Source organism: Chlorogloeopsis sp. ULAP02 (assembly GCF_038404745.2).
Classification (GTDB): domain Bacteria; phylum Cyanobacteriota; class Cyanobacteriia; order Cyanobacteriales; family Nostocaceae; genus Chlorogloeopsis.
The window spans coordinates 68262-85276 of the sequence record NZ_JAYKTT020000002.1; the positions used below are offsets into that span (position 1 = coordinate 68262).

Annotated in this window: 10 protein-coding genes; 1 reads left to right on the plus strand and 9 read right to left on the minus strand. The window is 39.9% G+C overall.

Features of this window, described 5'->3' with window-relative positions:
- Positions 1–76 precede the first annotated feature (76 nt).
- The 3 genes from U2718_RS02460 to U2718_RS02470 form a co-directional block, all read right to left on the minus strand.
- Positions 77–1108 (minus strand): fatty acid desaturase, encoded by a 1032-nt coding sequence (locus U2718_RS02460; protein ID WP_341994738.1) that lies wholly within the window; start codon positions 1106–1108, stop codon positions 77–79.
- A 636-nt stretch (positions 1109–1744) separates the two neighbouring features.
- Positions 1745–2377, minus strand: a complete 633-nt coding sequence (locus U2718_RS02465; protein ID WP_341994740.1) for an exopolysaccharide biosynthesis protein — start codon at positions 2375–2377, stop codon at positions 1745–1747.
- A 220-nt stretch (positions 2378–2597) separates the two neighbouring features.
- The gene (locus tag U2718_RS02470) at positions 2598–3518 is read right to left on the minus strand and encodes a lipid kinase (protein ID WP_341994742.1); all 921 of its coding nucleotides are present in this window, start codon (positions 3516–3518) and stop codon (positions 2598–2600) included.
- 1172 nt (positions 3519–4690) lie between these two features.
- On the opposite strand from U2718_RS02470, the gene U2718_RS02475 reads away from it, so the two are divergent.
- Positions 4691–6322, plus strand: coding sequence for an MFS transporter (locus tag U2718_RS02475; protein ID WP_341994745.1), 1632 nt, complete (start codon positions 4691–4693; stop codon positions 6320–6322).
- A gap of 88 nt (positions 6323–6410) precedes the next feature.
- Here U2718_RS02475 and U2718_RS02480 read toward each other — a convergent pair whose 3' ends face one another.
- From U2718_RS02480 to U2718_RS02505, 6 genes are all read right to left on the minus strand, one after another.
- Positions 6411–7829 carry a cation:proton antiporter gene (locus U2718_RS02480; protein WP_341994746.1) on the minus strand — a complete coding sequence of 473 codons (1419 nt, stop codon included), beginning with the start codon at positions 7827–7829 and terminating at the stop codon, positions 6411–6413.
- 284 nt (positions 7830–8113) lie between these two features.
- The gene (locus U2718_RS02485; RefSeq protein WP_341994748.1) at positions 8114–9832 is read right to left on the minus strand and encodes a SulP family inorganic anion transporter; all 1719 of its coding nucleotides are present in this window, start codon (positions 9830–9832) and stop codon (positions 8114–8116) included.
- A 912-nt stretch (positions 9833–10744) separates the two neighbouring features.
- Positions 10745–11614 carry a nitrate ABC transporter ATP-binding protein gene (locus U2718_RS02490; protein ID WP_341994751.1) on the minus strand — a complete coding sequence of 290 codons (870 nt, stop codon included), beginning with the start codon at positions 11612–11614 and terminating at the stop codon, positions 10745–10747.
- Positions 11615–11913: 299 nt separating this feature from the next.
- A complete protein-coding gene (locus tag U2718_RS02495) occupies positions 11914–13917 on the minus strand; it encodes a nitrate ABC transporter ATP-binding protein (protein ID WP_341994753.1) in 2004 nt (667 codons plus the stop codon).
- A gap of 129 nt (positions 13918–14046) precedes the next feature.
- Positions 14047–14889, minus strand: a complete 843-nt coding sequence (gene ntrB, locus U2718_RS02500; RefSeq protein ID WP_341994755.1) for a nitrate ABC transporter permease — start codon at positions 14887–14889, stop codon at positions 14047–14049.
- A 102-nt stretch (positions 14890–14991) separates the two neighbouring features.
- A complete protein-coding gene (locus U2718_RS02505) occupies positions 14992–16371 on the minus strand; it encodes a CmpA/NrtA family ABC transporter substrate-binding protein (RefSeq protein ID WP_341994757.1) in 1380 nt (459 codons plus the stop codon).
- Positions 16372–17015: the final 644 nt, after the last annotated feature.

Sequence of the window (17015 nt, forward strand, 5' to 3'; positions counted from 1 at the left end):
TGATGACGTTGCTACCAAAATAGTGCCACCTGCTTACTCTGGAGCAAAGACAATAGGTATGCCAAGGGCGATCGCATCAAGCTGAAATCATATAATGACGTCTTTTTGGCTCAGATTGGTTAACATCGCCAATTAATGACGGATGACAGCTAAACCAATAAGTGGACTGAAAATAACCTAGTTCCATTTGCATGAGGGGAAGTCCACGCTTTTGTAATATGCCTTGAATTCGCTCATATGCTTCTGGAAGTCGGTTAAAGGGAATGTTAGGAAAAGCATGATGAACAGCATGATAGTTTAAACCACCCATCAACCATCCCATTAAGGAACTAGTTTTGAGATTACGACAAGCATAGAACTGTGTCAGTTGATGACTGGTAAACTTGCCCCAAAGCCCGTAGTGTTCCAAATGGTCGCGTGTCTGTCCGATAATTCCCATAACGCGTTCTAAAATTAACCAAAATAATAAGTAACGCAGTAGTTCTCCTTGAAAAATAACTATACTCAATAAAACACCATTTATCAGAAGCATACCTGTTAAATCAAGCAGTAGTTGTCGGCGGATACGAGGTACTAACTTCTGGAAGTGTAGAGCTTTAATTAAGGTTTTAAAAATCATCCCAAATCCGCCCAGCACAAGAATATCCCAGCCCCACTGGTAGCGAACATACCATTGGAGAATGGGGTGAGCTTGCTGGTACTCTTGCCAAGTCCACTGTACTCGTTCTGGATCTCGCAGATCAATTCCATTCCAGCCATGATGCAAACGGTGGAGTTCTGAATAAAGACTGTAAGGCCAAAGCATTGGCCAGCTGATCAAGCGAGACATTACAGAATCAAACCAAGTCCATCCTGTCAAGGTTTGATGAATCATATCGTGAGTACAGATTAACCAGAAAGCATAGAAAATTCCAGCTAGTGCTGTTAAACTCACAAACATAATTGTGTTCGATATTGACCAAGCTAATGTCACCAAGCTGAAGAACATTAAACCAATTACACTGAAGCGTAGTAGTCCTGCCCAAGCATTCACCTGATGTAAATCTGCGGTGGCTTGCTGTAACTCTTGGGAGAGACTAGTCGTCGAAGTCATGGTGCGATCGCCCATAACCCACCTCACCTAAATTTGTAACCTAAGTTACTTTTAGCTTAACTCTTGAAATTAATATTGCTATGTTGCAATTCTAAAATGATTTATAAACAAAAGAATTTAGTAGCTAATTGCTAATAATTGATTACTTGATGCCAATTAGCAATTAGCTATTAGCAATTTCTGAATCGTATTTTTAACTTAGTGGTGAGAATAAGTATAAATTCCCAGAAAAATTGGGAATTATATGAATAAAATAATCCGGATGCAGTAGTTAGAATCAAGGATAAAGAAATGGTAGATACACCCGAATTTGTAGCCTTCAGCCTCTGGCTGGGGGCTTTATTATAACATATTAAAATTTTGAATACTCTCTATCTTGGTAGAGATGAAAAATTTTATTTTCTAATTAAATCTTTCCGGATGCTCAAATTAGGATTGCGGATACATAAATGGTAGATGCACCCTAATTGCTGCCCTCAGTTTTTAGCTGGGGGTTTTTCCTGTAAATATCAAAACTACCAAGTAAAATTTTTTATATTAATTATATTAATGTGTTTGAAGACAACAAGTTAAAATTACCAACTAAAATAATTCGATTGCTTATATTCTAGGCTTTAAGGTCATCTCAGCAAGAATTATGTAACATAGGATCTATCGAAATATTGCTGGTAGCCAACTAGGAGCGTACCATAATAAATAACCAATCAGTACAAATACTAAGCTAGTTAATACTGTAAATATGTAACCAAAACACATCAGTAAACCATCAGATTCTATTGTTGCTACCGCTAACAGTAAAATACCGATTGTAGGGATAGGATTGGTAAAAGGAACTGGTGAGATTAATAACACTGCTAACCAAGAAATACAAAACCCATTCAAACGCCAAACTAAAGGTTTCTCAGCTAATCGCATTAAACGGGGACGAGCAATTTTTTCTAAGACTTTGGTGACACGTTGCAAATTTTGCAGGAGAATTTGTGCAAAAGGACGAGGAAATTTATACTGAGAAATTTTTTTTGGTAGCCAAGGCGATCGCCTTCCTAGCATCATTTGCATTGATAATAACAAGCAAGCGCCACCAAAGGGGCCTGTTAATCCTGGTGGCATAGGAAACAAAAAGGGTAAAACTAATAATGCAATCACTAAGCTAAAACCCCGCTCGGAGGTTTCTGCCAAAATATCTCCTATGCTCAACGGTTTTTGGGCTAGACGTTGCAGCAGTAACTTGATATCTTGAGAAAATCTCAGGTGGATTTGGCGTGAAGGTATTTTAATAGTCACAATATCCTTTTTTACTTAACTAAATTCAATTTGATGATGAGTCAAAAAGCCTTTATTCTTTTTTGAGAAGAACTCAGACCCCAGATATAGATATAAGAATTTGTGTATTGCTTATGAAAGCTTAAACTTTGGGTAGAGTAATTCTGTATGCTGACTGCTTTTATTTCTAAAATATCAGATTTTGATTTTGCCTAAGCTAAATTTTGGCGAATATTTAGGATTAAAAACCAGAAACCTTTGAATTTGTATTTGTTTTGACTGTAGTTGATTTGAGGGGAACAAATACTGCTAAAGCCTGAGGAACAACGCGAAAATGAGCAGGTGTGTAAGTAGTAATTTCACCATCGGTATTAATATGACGTGGTTTGCGGGTGTACACTTCAAACTCTTGACCGTGGAGGGCGCGAACATTAGACTGATGAATATGTTGCCCTTGCCGCATCGCAGGCAGTAAAAGAATAATTTCCCACCAATGCTTAATCTCTAAGCTATATAAATCTAGTCTTTGATCATCGATGCTAGCATCGGGTGCTACCGCCATGCCACCACCGTAATATCGACCGTTACCAACAGCAATTTGTACTGTTTTGACGCGAATTGATTTGCCATTCATCCGAATCTCTGCACTAAAAGGCCGAGATTCAAAAATTACTTGTAAGGCAGTAAAAGCATAAGCAAATACTCCCCAACGACGCTTCACTTCTTTAGTAAGCCGCTGAGTTATTTTTACACTTAATCCCAAACTAGCAACGTTGAAAAAGTGTTTACCGTTTACCCATCCTAAGTCAATGCGTCTTAACTCTCCGTGAGCGATCGCTTTGCTAGCTTCGAGTAAGGAGTTTGGTATTCCTAAAGTTCTTGCCAAATCATTGGCAGTTCCTAGAGGTAAAATTCCCAGGGGTAAATGAGTTTCTATCAATGTATCTACCGCCGCATTGAGACTACCATCTCCACCACCAATAATTACCAAGTCAACTTGATTTTGGTACCTGCGAATCACTTGTGAAAAATCTTCAGGTTTTTCTGCGGATGCAGCAATGATCTCGAACCCTTGCTGCACAAGAGTACTTATCACTTCTGGCAAACGCCTTTGCCCTTGGCGAGATTGACAATTTACTAATAGCAGTGCGCGCTGACTCATGAGGTATTACTCTTCATTTTGATACAGAAAATTAGTAATATAACACTTACAATTCATTGAAGTGTTCTTTCGATCTGCATAGATTTAGTTATAAATTTTACAATCAATTTAGTTTGATAAGTTTATTATATCGATTTATAGCTACTTTTTAGATATTGTTTACTTGTGCTTGATATTGTAACTAACAATATATTTATTTTTCAAAGCGAAGTATTATTTAATTTTTGATGATGAATTTAAAATATCTGTTTTTTAAATAGACATTAATTATAATATTATAAGATTTTTAATTATTATGATGACATGTAGTTATTTTCATATAGATATTATCTAATATTTTAATTAATCACTTATTAATTAGTCAAGAATACTTGTATATATTGGCTCTTTATAGTTAAATTTTCAAAGATAATAAAAAATTTAATTGTTACTGCATTGTAGCGTGAATCAGAATATATAAACGCGATATATCTCCTATTTACGGAGATTTTGGAATTGTGGAAAATATTTTCATACATGAAATAGAATCAGTAAGACTAAAATGATTACAGATAAACATTATACGTTAAATAAGAGGAACAAACGTAAAATCTGTTTTATCAATAACTCTAAATTCTTAGAAAAATTGGGCTATATGTATTTATTTTATTTGTGTTAACTGACTTACTAACCTATTCTTACAACCGCAATTATACTGCATCTATCAAGTTAGTTATTTTTGCTACGCTTGATAAATGATTGTATATATAGAAATCTGGTTTAATTACTGAAAAAATTAAGTATGTGTAGGATGTGTTATGACTTTAGTCTAACGCACCCAACCATTGAAAACGGTGCGTTACGCTTCGCGAGCACACACCCTACGTGTTTTTTAGAAATCAAACATGAGTTCTATATTTAGCTCAAATAAAATAAGTTATTAATTGTATATTTTACCTTGAGCTTGAGCCTAACCCTGATTTGAGCAAGCAAAGTAAAGCAGTAAATACTACTTAATTAAATTTTTAGTAATAGTAGAAAATTATATTGCACTGTCTTTTACAAGCGCGATCGCGTAGTCAGTAATATTACGACATCTTAGTGACACCATCTCAATAACTAAAAATTACATAGAAAATTCTTAATGTCACAGATTAGGATATTGATTATTACCATCAACTGAGATAAATCTCATGATACAGGAGCGGCAATCATTTCTTCAGAAGTGGTCTTCTCCAATAGGTCTATGCTTGACCCTATTTTTAGTGGCATACAACGTTAGTGTTGTTCCTGCAATCATGCCGCGTATTGTACGAGATCTAGATTCGAGTATGGGTAGTATTCAAGGAGCATTAGTGCTGCTAGCTCTAGTTACAGCCTCATTCGCCCCTACTTGTGAAAATCTGATCAAACAATTTGGGCGCAAACAAATCTTGATGGCAGGATTGGGACTGTTCACACTTGGTACGATCGCTACTTCCCTGAGTTTGAGTATGGGTTTGTTTGTAGTTGCCTATTCTTTTATCACCGGATTGGGAGCTACACCCTTGGTTGGTTCACCGCGAGATCTAGTCAGTAGAATTTATCAGCAAAAGGCAGAAAAATATGCACTATTAGCATTGATTGTCTTCTCAATTATCGGTGGTTTGACAGGAGCGCTACTTGGAGGCTGGATTGCCTCTAGATTTGGCTGGCGATGGTCTTTTTTTCCAGAATTTATACTCATTCCTATGATTGCTTTTCTACTGCGAAGTGTTCCCAGAATTCCTCCAACCCAATCTGTGCCACTAGATTGGATTGGAGGACTATTATCATTTTTGGGATTTGGTTTGACTCTTGTTGGTATCAGCTTGGCAAGTGAGTATGGCTGGTGGAAACCCAAACAACCGTTTATAGTATTCGGGATTGTGATTCCGCCCTTTGCACTCTCAATAGTTCCGGTTTTGATTGCAGTAGGTGTGATCTGTTTAGGAATCTTCGCAGCATGGCAACGACAACAAGCTCAACAAGGAAAAGCTTCATTGCTGAGAGCGGGATTGCTTCGTCACAAACCCTTTCTGCTGGGGCTATTTACAGCCACTATGCATACGATGATAACAACAGGAATGCAGTTCAACCTTTATCAGTTCTTACCTGTGATACTGCAACTCAATCCATTCCAAACTGCTCTTGCCGTTTTACCTTTCTCTTTAGCTACCTTAGTTGTGGTTGTCTTCACCACATTCAAAGTTGTTGGCAGAATTCCATCTCAATTCCCAATCTATACCGGACTGACGTTGTTCTGTCTTGGCGTTTGGCTACTGCACAATGCTATTAGCTTAAATATGACTACCCTAAATCTGTTGCCTGCTTTGGTAATTATGGGAGCAGGCTCAGGTTTGTTTCTTGCACAAATTGGCACCATCACCTTTTCGACAGTCAACCGAGATAATATGGCTGAAGCTAGTGGTATTTATACCCCATTTCAAAATTTAGGTAATGCCTTGGGGCGAGGAATCTTGGGATCTGTTTTGATTGGCACCGCTTCGATTAGAATTGTTGATCAGGCGATCGCACAACTGGGGAAAACAGTAACCATAGCACAGAGAAATGAAGCGATCACCAAATTAGAACAGGTGATTCAAACCTACAGCCGTGACGAGCAACAAAAATTTTTCAGTAACTTACCTAATACAATTCAACCTTCTCTCAATACTATTCTCAACACATCTGCGATAGAAGCGATGCAAACCGCCTTATTGTACATCCTCGCATTGAGTGTATGCTGCTTACTATTGTCATTCTTTCTACCTAAGCACCCCTCTTCGCAAGCAAAGAAGAGTTAGTAAAAACATAGCTCCCCGATTTTTAAAAAAGTCGGGGAGCTAACAGGGCAGATTGGACTTGAATTTAGTTGTTCTACTGATCAGCTTGTTACCCAGTCACATCAGCTTGTTCGACTATTTCTTCCACATCCACAGGCTGTCTATTAAATGCAACCCTCAAAAAAGGCGGTGCTAAGAATGTTGTGAGAATGACCATGATAATAATAGCTGCTTGCAAGGGTTTGTCGATTGCACCGCTAGCTGCACCAATTCCAAGGAATACTAAACCCACTTCACCCCGTGGAATCATGCCGACACCAATTGCTAAACGATTAATTCCAGATTGACCAAATACCGACCAACCTGTGACTACTTTACCAATAATTGCCACCACCACTAAGAAGATAGCAATAATCAGTCCTTGCTGATTCTCAGGCACAACAGGATTGAGAACACCTAAATCAACCCTAGCACCGACGGTAACAAAGAAAATTGGCACCAAAATATCAGCAATAGGAATTACTTGTTGATCGAGTTCTTTGCGCTTATCTGTTTCGTCTAAGACTAATCCGGCAGCAAAGGCTCCCAAAATTGCTTCTAAATGAATGGCGTTGCCAATAAAAGCCATGAAGAACGCAAAGATAAATGCAGGGATAACAAGTTTTCCGCGTGTTTGCAGTTTATCGGCAATAGTGACAAAGGTTTTATTGAAGAATTTGCCAAGTAAAATTGAACCGATGAGAAAAACAGTAGCACTGACAATTAAATAGATAACGTTAAAAACGTCTACTTCACCAGTTTTGGCAAGGCTTGCTACTACTGCTAAAACAATGATTCCCAAAACATCATCAATAACAGCAGCTCCAACAATAATCTGTCCTTCTCTCGATTTGAGATGTCCAAGTTCTGACAAAACTTTGGAAGTAATGCCTATACTAGTAGCTGTTAAAGCTGCACCAGCAAAAATTGCGGGAATTGCTGGAGTGTGAAACAAAAGCATCAAACCAGCAGTACCAGCCGCAAACGGAACTGCTACACCAACACATGCAACGATCGCTGCTTGATAACCGACTTTCTTTAGTTCCCGTAAGTCAGACTCTAGTCCAATTTCAAATAAAAGGACAATGACACCTAACTCAGCCAGGATAGAAATCGCCTCGCTTTGGCTTTCAAAAATTGATGTTACCGCTTCCGGGCTAAGGTTGTTGATGAGTTGCAGGATATTCATGATTACAGAGTCGGAGGCGTTGGCACCACTTTCGGGAAATACCAACAGATGCAAAGCAGAAGCACCTACTACGACTCCACCAACCAATTCCCCCAACACTGGCGGAAAGTCCATCATCCTAGATAACTCACCACCGAGTTTGCTGGCAAAATAAATTACAACTAAACTTAGCAGTACTCCGGTGAGAACAACAGGAGCATATTCTGATTCGGTTGCTGTTGCTAATAACGGAGTTTGCAACGAGGAAGTTAACGGAGATATCCAGGTTAATGAATTTGGTATGTGTTCGGTAAAAATCATGTCTTATATCTTTGTAGCGATTACTTCTCCGGTTTGGTCAAAAATTTTAAGTTGAAGTTTGTAGAGACATTAATTGAAAGGGAACGGGGAACAGGAGGGTTTGTGATAGATAAAATTCGCCTTGGGTTTGCTGCGTTTATCGGAACAGGGCTGGGGGAACAGGGAGTTTGGAGGGGGGACTTTAACCCCAACCCTTTCCTTTTAAGAAGCGCTCTAGCTGGGGTTTTAGATCCCCATAGGGGAACAGATAAAATGTAAAATCTCTACACCAATACTAATGAATACTACTGTGCTGTAGCAGCATCATTAAAATCGCTTCGATATGTGCTGCTTGCAGAAACATCTCGATCTAATTGGCTAGCATTAACTAAAGCAACCGCTTCTTTTATTGCCTCTGTACGATCCATTAGTAGGTGATGTGAGGGTAGCATTTGCAAAATTCCAAAACGTTCTAACCGCCGTTTAATCTTGCCAGTCGCCCCAACGATAAATACTTGACGCCCTTTCTCGACAGCTTCTTTAATCGCATTCTCAATTGCTAGTGAAGCAGTAACACCCAATAAAGGTACATCGCTCAAATCCACAATTAAAACATCGCAATTTTGTAGGGCATTATGTTCGCGAGCGATCGCCTTGGAAACTCCAAAAATCATTGGCCCGCTGAGGTAGAATAGCAGCACCCGACCGTGAGCTCGATCTAGGAGTCGTTTTTCTTCATCGTTTAAGATAATCGCGTCATCTGTATCGGTAATAGTCTTGACTTCTTCAGATTGCAAGCTGGAAAGACGCTCAATCGTCAAGATGTTAGCAATGAACACCCCAACACCAACGGCAACAATCAAATCCACAAACACTGTCAGGAACATTACCCCATACATGATGAGTGTTCCCTTCCACGAAACTTTGTGGGCGCGTTTTAAGAAACTCCAGTCGAGAATATCTATCCCCACCTTGAGAGCGATCGCTGCTAATACCGCCATTGGAATCGGTTCGGTAAAATTAGCAGCCCACAAAACTACCACTAGCAAAATCAAAGCGCGAGTTAAACCAGATACAGCTGTCTGAGCACCTGTTTGAATATTTACCACAGTCCCCATCGTTGCACCCGCGCCAGGTAGACCGCCGCACAAACCAGAAACCAAGTTACCAATACCCTGACCAATTAATTCTTTGTCTGATTTGTGTTCAGTTCTAGTCAAACTATCAGCAATTACCGCAGTCAGTAATGTATCAATACATCCCAGCATTCCTAATACTACGCCATCTACAAGCATTACAATAGTTTGGGCAGCAGTAAAAGTGGGTAATTGCAATTCTGGCAGACCCATTGGAATTTCACCAATACGTCTGATATTTGCATCACCAAAAAAGATTAGAGAAACCGCAGTTCCTACAATTAATGCTACAAGTTGGGGTGGAGCAATACGCTTTAATTTGGATGGTATAAGGAAAATAATTGCCAGCGTCAGCACTCCCAAAATGGTTTCGATGGGATTGATATTTGCGAACAGCTGGGGCAGATTCTGTACCACACCCAGCACCCCACCTTTAGGATTAGGCTGTCCCAGAAAAGGAGCAATTTGTAAAATAATCAGAATTACTCCAATCCCAGACATAAAGCCCGAAATTACGCTGTAAGGCATGAGGGTGATGTATTTCCCCAACCGAAATATTCCAAACAAAATTTGAAATATCCCCGCCAGCATGACTACAGTGAATGCCATTGCCAAGCCATTTTCGGGATTACTTGCAGTCAGTGAGGTGATAATCCCGGTAATGACTACAGTCATTGGGCCTGTTGGCTCAGAAATAAGAGTCGGTGTACCACCAAACAGTGCCGCAAAAAAGCCAACACAAACAGCACCGTAAAGACCTGCCACAGGCCCAGCACCGGAGGCAACACCGAATGCCAAAGCTAGCGGAAGCGAGACAATTGCAGCAGTAAGACCACCAAAAAGATCACCGCGCAAATTTCGGAAATTTATCGTATTAGTTATTTGCATGAGTGGGCAATTAATGACAGTAGAATTGTCGATTCATCCAACTTTTTTCTTGCCATAGATAGCACTCAATCAAACCCCTAGAAACTTGCACTCGTTAGCTCAACTACAACCATGCTATATTTAATCTTAGTTGATTTTTTGCATAGCGATAATTAGCTGAACTAAATCTACATCCAGGCTAGATATATATTTATCCTGGCAATCTAGATCGCTTGGTATATGCTAAGTGCTGGCAAGAATTAAGCTGTACTCAAGGGCTGTAAAACTAGTTGTATCTAATAGTAAAATTGCTAGCCCAATTCTGAACAAAAATATTTGCTTACAAAATCGTAGTCCTCATTTAATCAACTAGGTAAATTGAGAGTTTTAAAAGCAACACAATTTTTTGCAAGAATAACTTTCTTGCACTTTTTTGTGTTTTAAAATGCATACATGGTAAATAACGGTTAGCCTAGATTTACAAAAAAGTAGACTGACGCAACTATCCCATAATTTGGCTAAAAACCGTTAGTTATGTAGAAAACGTATTTAAGTTGTTAAAAATAGCATACAGCTTTTCCAGCCAAAAAAGTTAATACTTAGGCTGCAATTATTAAATAAATATTAGATAGCTTTGATAAGCAATACTTTATGTATCACTAAAATTCCGACGAAAAGTGACAATATATAACTGAGATTATATGATAACTATTGCTTTAAATCAATGCATGAAGAATTTTGGTTATTTACAAGCTACAAAGACATAGGTGAATCTAAGAAGTTCCAACTGATGCTATTGAAGTTATTAAGGAATTAGTAGGGGAGGTAAAAAACGGTTAGATGTTCTGCCCACCGAACTTCAGAGCGGTGGCTTCCGCCGCTCTGATTCTCGTTACCAGATTGAACCTAGTAACGAGGGTGGTAGGTAGCCAATTAACCTACGTCATCATGGGCATAACGGTTGAACAGAAAATCAAGAGCATAATTACGCAACTTGTAGTATTGTGGATCTTCCATAATCCGGGCGCGATCGCGTGGACGAGGGAAAGGAATTTCCATGACTTCACCGATTTTGGCATGAGGGCCATTAGTCATCATGACTAACTTGTCTGCCAAAAACAATGCTTCATCGATATCGTGGGTAATCATCAATACCGTGCAGCGATTTTCGTTCCAAATTTTTAGTAACTCTTCCTGTAATTCTTCTTTGGTGATCGCATCCAATGCCCCAAAAGGTTCATCTAAAATGAGGACTTTGGGACGAATTGCCAAAGCGCGAGCAATCGAAACCCGTTGTCTCATCCCACCCGACATTTGAGTAGGCTTTTTCTCCATTGCATCCCCTAATCCCACCATCGCCAGATGTTCGCGAACGATCGCTGACTTTTCTGCCTCTGGTTTACTGGGATGAACGGCGTTAACAGCCAAATAGATATTTTCAAAAGCAGTCCGCCAAGGTAGCAGGGCATAATTTTGGAACACAACCATGCGATCAGGGCCTGGTTTGGTGATAGGTTTTCCTTCTAGTAAGACTTGTCCGGAGGTGGGAGAGTTAAAACCTGATACCATGTTCAACAGAGTAGACTTGCCACAGCCAGAGTGACCGATGACACATATAAATTCCCCTTCCCCAACATTGAGGTTTACCCCATCCAAGACAGTGAAAGGCCCATTCTTTGTCGGATAGACTTTAGAAACGTCTTGAATTTGCAAATAAGGCTTGCGATCGGCAGCTGCGGTGGCTAGAGGCACTCCAAGTCTGGTTGCGGCTGTGTTAGTAACTTTAAAACTGCGGTTTTGCATGTCAGTTAATAGAGGTAAAGGTAGAATTTATCAGGTTAGCGAGGTATAATTCTTAACCGAAAGCCTAAGAGCTTGTTTATAAATAAAATCTTAAATAGGATGTGCTACGACAATGCAAAAGCTTGACAGCATGATGTAGATATGAATTTGTCGTAATGCATCAGATTCAGAATAGATCCGGTGTGTTACGACGCATCGATACTTGTCCTAAAAGTTTCAGATACACTAGTGCGTCTAGCACACCCTACAAGAATTTTATTTTTATCTTAGTAAACACCCTCTCAGTTCATCGTTAAGAATTAGGCTGCCCGTCTTGTTGGTGCATCGAGAATAACTTCTGCAACAGAAAAATCGTGCTTAATCTTCAAGCTGTTGAGATAGGCAATTGGATCGTCAGCATTAAAGACGGTGCCATCAAATAAATTAATTGGCTGACGAGTGTAACTTGTATCCATACCTAATTCTCGTGCGGCGGTGCTAAACACACCAACTCGACATACTCGTTCTACAATTTCCACCCAATTTCTGGGGAAAGGTACTTCACCCCAACGTGCTAACTGCGTCATAATCCATATTTGCTCGGTGCGGCTGGGACGGTTGATCGCAGACTCTGCAAAAAATTGGTGATGGGCATATTCCTGCATCGGATGATCTAAGTCACAGGTAACATTATTTGGATCTTCGATTTGGATGTACTCAATATCGGTACTGACATATTCCCGCCGCGCCAAAATTTCCCGAATTTCTTGAGCATTTTCAGGAAGCGAACAGTAATAACAAGCTTCCAATAAAGCTTTAGTCAATGCAATGTAAGTATTGGGATAAGCTGTTGCCCAATCTTCTCGTACACCGAGAACTTTACCCGGATGCCCCAACCAAACTTCTAAATCGGTAGCAATTGTAAAGCCAACGTTTTCAGCAGCAGCACGGATATTCCAAGGTTCACCTACACAGTAACCATCAATAGTTCCAGCTTGCAAGTCAACTACCATCTGGGCAGGGGGGATGGTTTTAATATCCACATCTTGATCAGGATCGACACCACCAGATGCAAGCCAGTAACGTAGCAGCAGGCTATGCATTGAGGAAGGATGCACTACTCCCATAATGTGCCGTTTGTCACGGGTGCTTTTGAGATACTGTTTGAATTCAGCGACGGTTTGTATCCCTTGTTCATAAAAGCGTTTTGCGAGGGTAATGGCATTACCGTTACGCGTCATAGTCAGGGAGGTAACAATGGGTAGAGGTCGATTTTCATTGCCTCCCAAAGTTAACCACATCGGCATACCAGAGGGCATTTGGGCAGCATCTAAATATCCACCTGCAATGCCGTCAACAATGCCGCGCCAACTAGTTTCGCGCACCAAGTTGACATCATCTAAACCGTGCTTGGCGAAAAAGCCTTTCTCTTTTGCTACTGCTAGAGGGGCGCAGGCAGTTAGAGGTACAAAGCCAATTTCCAAATTGACTTTTTCCAAACCGTGCTTTGAGACAATGGTAGTTTTGCGTGCGCGAATTTTTTTAATGCGCTTCTGTTGGTTGAGGAAGTAAATCATTTCGCTGCGCAAGCTGTAGTAACTGGGATGTTCTACCACTTCCATCCGCTTGCGAGGTCTAGGAATATCTACTTCTAAAATGCCACCAATTTTTGATTCTGGCCCGTTGGTGAGCATCACAATTCTATCGGAAAGCAGCACTGCTTCATCAACATCGTGGGTAACCATCACGGCGGTGACTTGGTTTTGTTCGCAGATTTGCATCAATTGTTCTTGCAAATTACCGCGTGTGAGTGCATCCAAAGCACCAAATGGCTCATCCAGCAGCAGTAACTTAGGACGAATTGCTAAAGCGCGGGCGATCGCTACCCTTTGCTTTTGTCCACCAGATAACATTGCTGGAGGTTTTTCGGCATGAGGACGCAACCCCACCATATCAATATGTTGTTCGACAATGGTGCGACGTTCGCCTGCTGGCAGATGCGTCATGACTGAATCTACAGCCAAAGCTATATTTTCTCGTACCGTTCGCCAAGGCAGCAGCGAATAATTTTGGAAAACCACCATCCGGTCTGGCCCTGGTTTAGTGATACGTTTGCCTTCAAGAGTAACCAAACCATCACTTGGTAAATCTAAACCGGCAATCATATTTAATAATGTAGATTTACCACAACCGGAGTGGCCGATCAGGGAAATAAATTCGCCTTTTTTGATTTCTAAGTCAATACCTTTGAGAGCAATATATTGCCCACCATTGCTGAGGTTAAAAACCTTATCAATTTGGTCAATTGCAACGAATACAGACATGGCAGTGAAGTATGAAGTGGGAAGTGGGAAGTATGAAGTGGGAAGTGGGAAGTATGAAGTGGGAAGTTTAAAGCCTAACTTTTCATCCTTCATACTTTATCCTTATATCCTTCAGGGTATTCTTCAGCCTTACTTTTGATCTGCTGGTGGCAAAATCAATGTTTGAATCCAAGCCATTAATTTATCTAAGAGCAAACCAACAGCGCCGATATAAATCAGGGCTAAGATAATTTCGCTAACATTGTTGTTTTGATAAGCATCCCAGATGAAAAAGCCAATGCCGACAATACCTGACATGACAATTTCTGCTGCGATAATTGCTAACCACGCTAAACCGATCGCAATTCTCAAGCCTGTAAAAATGTAGGGTAAAGCAGCAGGAATGAGAATATTAAAGAAATACTCTTTTTTGGAAAGTTGTAGAACTTTGGCAACGTTGTTGTAATCTTGAGGAATTTCTTTTACTCCTACAGCAGTGTTAATTAAAATTGGCCAAATTGCGGTGATGAAAATTACAAATAATGCTGATGGCTCATTTTGTCGCAAAGCTGCTAAGGAGATGGGAACCCAAGCCAAGGGTGGTACAGTTCGCAATAACTGAAAAAGAGGATCTAACGCTTTGGACATTATTTTACTAGTACCAATTAAAATGCCCAAACCAATACCTACAATTGCAGCTAAGGTGTAACTGATTGCTACTCGTTTGAGACTAGCAAGAATCTGCCAAAACAAACCTTTGTCAATTCCACCTCTGTCATAAAAGGGATACAAAATTAATATCCAGGTGTCTTGAACAACTTGAATTGGCCCTGGTAGAGTTGCTCCTGGCAGCCAAGAAAACAGTTGCCATATAGCTAGAAATATAGCGATCGCAATCACAGGAGGCAAAAGATCAGGAAATTGCTTTTGCAAGCGCGATAGGAAGCTATTGTCAAAACTAGGGTTAGGACGTCGTCTGCTGGCTACTGTCATGGATTTTGCTCTCCTCTACTGGTGTTTTTGGGTTTTTTGATTACTTTTGAGTCGTGGTTATTAGTAAGTAATTACAACTAACTACTAACTACTAACCACTAACTAAACACTGACTTTCTTGATTTTGAGGCTCTTTAAGTATGCTTCTGGCTTGTCTGGATCAAACTTGATGCCATCAAAAAATTCTTCTACACCACGAGATGTATTCGTGGGAATATCAGCAGTAGCTATTCCTGCTTCTTTTGCTGCTTGTTTCCAAATATCTTCACGGTTGACTTTATTAATTAATTCCTTCGCTTTGGCACCATTATTAGCAATGTAATCTTTTGGCAAGAAATTCCAACGCACACTTTCTGTAATAAACCACAAATCATGGCTCTTATAGGGATAAGAAACGCTACCTCTTCCATCTTTCCAGTAGTAAGGTGCCATTGATTTATCATTTATTGTACGCCCCTCACCCATGTCGTAATTGCCTTGAAATGGCCCTGCAAGGATTTCTGCTGGTAGATTAAAGTAGTTGCGTCCACCGAGAATTTCTGCTGCTTCTTTGCGGTTCTCAAAGTTATCTAACCATTGCTGCGCTTCCATGATTCCTTTTAAAAGCGCTCTGGTAGCTTTGGGATTTTTATCAACCCAATCAGCTCTCATCGCAAAATATTCTTCAGGATGATTCTTCCAAATTTCTGCTGTTAATGCTGCTAAAAAGCCAATTTTGTCTTTGACAATACGATAAGGCCAAGGATCACCGGTACTAAAGGCATCCATTGTTCCGGTTTTCATGTTAGCGACTGTTTGTGCTGCCGGTACCGTCAGCAACTTTATATCTGCATCTGGATCTATACCACCAGCAGCTAACCAATAGCGAATCCAAAAATCTTGGTTGACAGCGGGAAATGTTTGGGCTGCTGTGAAGGGTGTGTTGGTTGATTTGAGTTGGCTAAATAAAGATTTAGCTCCAGCAAGTTGTAAACCAATACTCTTACCTTGGTGCTTGCTTGCGATCGCAATTCCGTTCCCATGCGTGTTCAACTGCGCTAAAACATACATGGGAATTTTTTGATTGCCCTTGGTAATTAAACCTTCTGTAATTAAATGTGGCATTGGCATCTGCCACTGTCCGCCATCAATACCACCACCAGCAGATCCAATTTCAGCATTATCTCTTGCTGAACCCCAAGAAGCTTGCTTGGAAACTTCGACATCAGTCATGCCATACTTAGCAAAAAAGCCTTTTTCTTTGGCAATAATTAAAGGCGCTGCTTCAACAATAGGAACGTATCCCAGCTTAACTGTAGTAGTTTCTGGCGCTTGTTCTGGACTAATGTTAGCAACCGGCTGCACTGCTGACTGAGTTTGAGCGCTGCCACCTCCTGGTTCTGGTGGATTTCCTAAACAGCCTTTAAGCAAAACAGCACTGGCAGATAAACTTGCTGTTAATAAAAATTTACGGCGGGTAAATTGGTTGAAAAGCTCAGACATGACAACCTCTGTGTGTAAATTTGTTTTTTAGATATGACAATTTTGGGCAAGAAAAAAATTAGTGTTTCTTGCTCTATTAGGGCGTATTAAACGCTATGTACGTACCATCAGCCGATGTCAACAAAGGAGATGGCAAACATCATAAAAATTCTGTATTTGCAATCACGCTTTTGTATTTAGAAAATTTATTCACGCTGTTTCTTTTCAATAGCTTACAGCTTTTCAGACAAAATAGTTCATTCTCAACCAGTGATTATTAAATAAATATTAGATTAGTGATATAAGAAAAAGTTTATATAAATGGCTAAATGTTACTTGGGATTACTATGGAATATTTAAACTCCTATCATATCCATCATTAAAAATCTATGCTTGATATCAATTATGCATTTTTTAATTAGACTTTTAATGCAATCATTGATAAAAACGATGATAATTACAAGCATATTTCTATGTATGTAAGAAATTGCAAAATATAACTTAATAAAGCTAGTTGATAAAGACAAATAAAATATGAATAAGAGGTAAATAAGAGACAAATAAGTATTACTGACATTGAGTCGAGGTGCGCCACTTAGAGGAATCAAACTTTCTGAGGGTTCCTTTCCCTAGTCACAAATACTTAGTCCCCAATTCCCCTTGAC

What these genes read in the sequence shown, in the direction of transcription:
- ntrB (WP_341994755.1), bottom strand. Translation starts at nt 14,889, where the DNA reads ATGACAGTAGCCAGCAGACGACGTCCTAACCCTAGTTTTGACAATAGC.
- U2718_RS02495 (WP_341994753.1), bottom strand. Translation starts at nt 13,917, where the DNA reads ATGTCTGTATTCGTTGCAATTGACCAAATTGATAAGGTTTTTAACCTC.
- U2718_RS02485 (WP_341994748.1), bottom strand. Translation starts at nt 9,832, where the DNA reads ATGCAAATAACTAATACGATAAATTTCCGAAATTTGCGCGGTGATCTT.
- U2718_RS02505 (WP_341994757.1), bottom strand. Translation starts at nt 16,371, where the DNA reads ATGTCTGAGCTTTTCAACCAATTTACCCGCCGTAAATTTTTATTAACA.
- U2718_RS02470 (WP_341994742.1), bottom strand. Translation starts at nt 3,518, where the DNA reads ATGAGTCAGCGCGCACTGCTATTAGTAAATTGTCAATCTCGCCAAGGG.
- U2718_RS02480 (WP_341994746.1), bottom strand. Translation starts at nt 7,829, where the DNA reads ATGATTTTTACCGAACACATACCAAATTCATTAACCTGGATATCTCCG.
- U2718_RS02460 (WP_341994738.1), bottom strand. Translation starts at nt 1,108, where the DNA reads ATGGGCGATCGCACCATGACTTCGACGACTAGTCTCTCCCAAGAGTTA.
- U2718_RS02490 (WP_341994751.1), bottom strand. Translation starts at nt 11,614, where the DNA reads ATGCAAAACCGCAGTTTTAAAGTTACTAACACAGCCGCAACCAGACTT.
- U2718_RS02475 (WP_341994745.1), top strand. Translation starts at nt 4,691, where the DNA reads ATGATACAGGAGCGGCAATCATTTCTTCAGAAGTGGTCTTCTCCAATA.